Source organism: Variovorax sp. MPBD4-3, assembly GCF_058809745.1.
This window is the reverse complement of record NZ_JBXASW010000119.1, coordinates 1-4,127: the sequence shown is the minus strand read 5'-3', so window position 1 is coordinate 4,127 and position 4,127 is coordinate 1. Positions and strand designations below refer to the sequence as shown.

Sequence of the window (4,127 nt, the reverse complement as noted above, 5' to 3'; positions counted from 1 at the left end):
GCCCCGTTTCGTTCCCACCCTCACCACGGTGCTCGAGATCCCGGCGGAGCCCGCGAGGCCAGAGCCGCCGGAGGCCGCGCCGGCAACGCAGCCCGACCCGGAAAGCACCATGGCGTTGCCGCCGGCCGCGCAGTTCTCGCAGGCCGAAATCGTCAGCCTCGAAGAGCAACTTCTGCATCGTGTGCTGCAGCGTGTCGACCTCTCTTTGGAAGAGCGTTTGAGCGACACCGTGTCAGCTGCCGTTCAGCATCAACTCGACGCAATGGTGCCGCGTTTGCGCAATGAAATCGAAGCCGTTCTGCGTGCGCTGGTGATCGAGGCAATGGCCGCCGAACTCAGCGAAAACACAGGGTCTACGCCAGCTTCCGGCGCATAAATCCTCGGCTAAACTGCGCCGCAGGTCGGAAGGGCGTGAGGGTGCCGCTGGTCCGCGGCGCGAAACTTGCGAGGTCTAGCCGCCCGGATCACACGACCGGTTTTTTATTCTTTTCATCCAAGTTCTGGAGGTTCTCATGCAATTGAAATGGACTGCGGTCGCACTGGCTGCAATCACGCTTGTGGCTTGCGGCAAGAAAGAAGAAGCCGCTGCTCCCGCTGCAGCGCCCGCGCCAACGGCTGCTGCTCCGGCCGCCGCGCCTGCACCAGCACCTGCCGGGGACACGCTGGTCGTCAAGATCGGCCACGTTGCACCTACCAGCGGTCCCATCGCCCACCTGGGCAAGGACAACGAAATGGGCGCCAAGATGGCCATCGAAGACCTGAACGCCAAGGGCGTGAAGATCGGCGACAAGACCGCCAAGTTCGAACTGGTCGCCGAAGACGATGCTGGCGATCCGAAGCAAGGCACCGCAGTGGCTCAGAAGCTCGTCGACGAAAAGGTCAACGGCGTGGTCGGCCACCTGAACTCGGGCACCACCATTCCCGCTTCCAAGCTGTACAGCGACGCCGGCATTCCGCAGATCTCGCCTTCGGCCACGAACCCCAAGTACACGCGTCAAGGCTTCAAGACCACGTTCCGCGTGGTGGCTGACGACACGCAACTCGGCGGCACGCTGGGCAAGTACGCGGTCGACACGCTCAAGGGCAAGAACATCGCCGTGATCGACGACCGCACCGCCTACGGCCAGGGCGTTGCAGAAGAGTTCGAGAAGTCGGCCAAGGCTGCCGGCGCCACCATCGTGGGCCACGAATTCACCACCGACAAGTCGACCGATTTCAACGCCATCCTGACCAAGCTGAAGTCCGCCAAGCCCGACGTTCTGTTCTTCGGCGGCATGGACGCCGTCGGCGGCCCGATGCTCAAGCAGGTCAAGCAGCTCGGCCTGAACGTCAAGTTCATGGGCGGCGACGGCCTGTGCACCGGCGAACTGCCGAAGCTGGCTGGCGATGCCATCGGCGAAGACATGGTGGTGTGCGCTGAAGCAGGCGGCGTGGACGGCGACTTCAAGCAACCGCTGGAAGACTTCAAGGCCAAGTTCAAGACCAAGAACGGCGTGGAAGTGCAGATCTATGCACCGTACGTGTACGACGCGGTCAACGTGCTGGCCGAAGCCATGGTCAAGGCCGGTTCGTCCGACCCCGAAAAGTACCTGCCGGAAGTCGGCAAGGTGCAATACAAGGGCGTGACCGGCCCGATCGCCTTCGACGAAAAGGGCGACATCAAGAACGGCGCGCTGACGCTGTACACCTACAAGGGTGGTGTGCGCACGCAGATCGCCGTGGTGCGCTGAGTCGCGCGGCTGCCGCAAAAGAAAAAGGGCCTTCGGGCCCTTTTTTCATGTCCGCGTGAAGGCGGAGGTCAGAGCGGCGCGAGACCCGACGGCCGGTCGGCGTTGCAGTACTCGATGAAGGCATCGAGGTCGCGCGACTTGTCGAACACGGCATCGGCGCCCAGTGCGCCGCAGCGCGCCCGGATGTCAGCGGTGACGTAGTTGCTCAGCACCACGACCCGCTGGCCGGGCTTGCGCGTCTTGCAGCCCGCCAGCACGCCGAGGCCGGAGCCTTCCTTGAGGAACAGGTCGACGATGAGCAGTTGCCAGTCGTCAGGATGCGCCGCGATCCATGCCAGTGCGTCCGACTCGGTTTCGGCGAAGCCGACCACGCGGCCATTGACCAGGTCCTCCAGTGCCGGGACCAGGTTGTCCCTGATGGTCTTGTTGTCCTCGACGAGGAACGTGATGAGGGCCATGCCGTGGTTTCGCTTTGAGAACCAATAGCGTAGCTTGCCTGATGCCGGCGCAGCGTAGGAGAAGGGAGACGGACGAAGAGAGCGGCGCGCGATGCGACGTTCAGTCCGCTTGTCCCGAACGGAGTTTGGCCTTGAGCTTTTCGGCCAGCGCCTGGCTCTCGTCGCGCTCGGCAGTCGCTTCGAGGCGCTTCTCGATTTCTTCGCTCAGGGCCGCGTTGACCTCGGCCAGTTTCTCGGCGGACCTGGCCAGTTTCTCCTCGAGCTGGTTCGTGTGTTCGATGGCCTGTGCCACTTCGCCGACCTGAACTTCTTCAGGCAGTTCCTGTTCGAGCACCGTGTTCACCACGGCGAGGTTGTCCGAGGCCCGCTGCACGTCTGCGGCCACCTGTTCGCTCTTTTTCAGGGTGCTGTCCAGCGATGTCGTGCCACGCGGCGAGGGTTGCGGTTGTCCAGCCATCGAGGCTCCTTTGCGGGCTTGAAAGTAAAACCTTTGGATCGTACGCCAGACGAAAGTGCCTGGGGTGCCGAAGCCAGTTGTTGTAAAGCAACGCTCTTGGCGGTCATGCGGACGACAAAAAAGCCCGAGTGCTTGTGGCGACTCGGGCTTTTCCTGATCAGCAATGTTCGCGAACGGTTACGAACAAACAATCTCTGGCGGAGCAGGCGGGATTCGAACCCGCGGAGGGCTATTAACCCTCACACGCTTTCCAGGCGTGCGACTTAAACCGCTCATCCACCGCTCCTGAGCCCACGATTGTAGCAGTGTGTTCAGGCCGGATTCGAAGGTTTGCCTGCCTGGACCATGCGCATTGCCGAAGCGACGAGCGCGGCGGTCTCCGACATGTTGCTCGGCACGATCAGCGTGGTCTTGGAGTCGGCCGCCACCTTGCCGTAGGCGTCGACCGCGCGCTCGGCCACCTTGAGCTGAACCGCCTGTTCGCCGCCCGGCTGCCGGATGGCCGCCGCCACGCGCTCGATGGCGTCCGCCGTGGCCGTGGCCACCGCCGTGATGGCGGCCGCCTCGCCCTGCGCGTTGTTGATCTGCGCCTGCTTTTCGCCTTCCGAGCGGGCGATGAAGGCCTCGCGCTCGCCAGTGGCGATGTTGATCTGCTCCTGGCGGCGGCCTTCGGAAGCCGCGATCAGCGCACGCTTGCCGCGCTCGGCGGTGATCTGCGCCTGCATGGCCAGCAAGATTTCCTTCGGCGGCGTCAGGTCCTTGATTTCGTAGCGCAGCACCTTCACGCCCCAGTTGAGTGCGGCTTCGTCGATGGCGGCCACGACCTGGGCGTTGATGACGTCGCGTTCCTCGAAGGTCTTGTCGAGCTCGAGCTTGCCGATCACGCTGCGCAGCGACGTTTGCGCGAGTTGCGTCACCGCCACGATGTAGTTCGACGAACCGTAGCTCGCGCGCATAGGGTCGGTCACCTGGAAGTACAGGATGCCGTCGACCTGCAGCTGCGTGTTGTCGCGCGTGATGCAGATCTGGCTCGGCACGTCGAGCGGGATTTCCTTCAGGCTGTGCTTGTAGGCCACGCGGTCGATGAAGGGAATCAGGAAGTTGGGGCCGGGCGTCATGGTGCCGTGGTACTTGCCCAGGCGCTCGCGCACCCAGGCGTTCTGCTGCGGCACGAACTTGACAGACTGACTGATGAAGATGATCGCGATGACCAGGATGATGAGAGGGACCGAAAATTCCATGGTGCGCTTCCTTTTCTGAGTTCTACGGACGTACTGACTAAACCTTGTCGACAACCAGACGGCTGCCGATCACCTCGACCACCCGGTGCTCGCCGGTCGAAGGCGCGCGGCCTGCGCGGGGCACCACCGTCCACTGCGCGCCCCTGTAGCGCACGGTGGCCGTGCCGTCGGCGTTCCACGCCTCCACGTGCACGATCTCGCCGATGTCGAGGTTCAGGTCCGGGTTGGCGCCGCTGGGCGG

General features: G+C 63.5%; 6 protein-coding genes and 1 tRNA gene. 2 read left to right on the top strand and 5 right to left on the bottom strand.

The genetic code is table 11. From position 1 onward, the window contains the following. Both AC1RVW_RS30615 and AC1RVW_RS30610 read left to right on the top strand, forming a co-directional pair. Window positions 1-376, top strand: a 376-nt coding sequence (locus tag AC1RVW_RS30615; protein WP_493204480.1) for a hypothetical protein, incomplete at its 5' end; no start/stop codon positions are given. Between the two features lie 136 nt (window positions 377-512). Continuing rightward, window positions 513-1,730 (top strand): branched-chain amino acid ABC transporter substrate-binding protein, encoded by a 1,218-nt coding sequence (locus tag AC1RVW_RS30610; RefSeq protein WP_081270537.1) that lies wholly within the window; start codon window positions 513-515, stop codon window positions 1,728-1,730. Between the two features lie 68 nt (window positions 1,731-1,798). On the opposite strand, the gene AC1RVW_RS30605 is transcribed toward AC1RVW_RS30610, so the two are convergent. The 5 genes from AC1RVW_RS30605 to AC1RVW_RS30585 form a co-directional block, all read right to left on the bottom strand. Continuing rightward, window positions 1,799-2,188: a response regulator gene (locus AC1RVW_RS30605; RefSeq protein WP_081270538.1), complete on the bottom strand. Its 390-nt coding sequence runs from the start codon at window positions 2,186-2,188 to the stop codon at window positions 1,799-1,801. A gap of 100 nt (window positions 2,189-2,288) precedes the next feature. After that, window positions 2,289-2,645 (bottom strand): hypothetical protein, encoded by a 357-nt coding sequence (locus AC1RVW_RS30600; protein WP_081270539.1) that lies wholly within the window; start codon window positions 2,643-2,645, stop codon window positions 2,289-2,291. 195 nt (window positions 2,646-2,840) lie between these two features. Further along, a tRNA-Ser gene (locus tag AC1RVW_RS30595) sits at window positions 2,841-2,931 on the bottom strand. A gap of 25 nt (window positions 2,932-2,956) precedes the next feature. After that, on the bottom strand, window positions 2,957-3,886 hold the full coding sequence (locus AC1RVW_RS30590) for an SPFH domain-containing protein (protein WP_493204477.1): 930 nt from the start codon (window positions 3,884-3,886) through the stop codon (window positions 2,957-2,959). 37 nt (window positions 3,887-3,923) lie between these two features. After that, a partial coding sequence (locus tag AC1RVW_RS30585) for an NfeD family protein (protein ID WP_493204475.1) occupies window positions 3,924-4,127 on the bottom strand: 204 nt, incomplete at its 5' end.

Coding starts and splice junctions, on each gene's coding strand:
- AC1RVW_RS30610 (WP_081270537.1), top strand. CDS start 513: ATGCAATTGAAATGGACTGCGGTCGCACTGGCTGCAATCACGCTTGTG.
- AC1RVW_RS30605 (WP_081270538.1), bottom strand. CDS start 2,188: ATGGCCCTCATCACGTTCCTCGTCGAGGACAACAAGACCATCAGGGAC.
- AC1RVW_RS30600 (WP_081270539.1), bottom strand. CDS start 2,645: ATGGCTGGACAACCGCAACCCTCGCCGCGTGGCACGACATCGCTGGAC.
- AC1RVW_RS30590 (WP_493204477.1), bottom strand. CDS start 3,886: ATGGAATTTTCGGTCCCTCTCATCATCCTGGTCATCGCGATCATCTTC.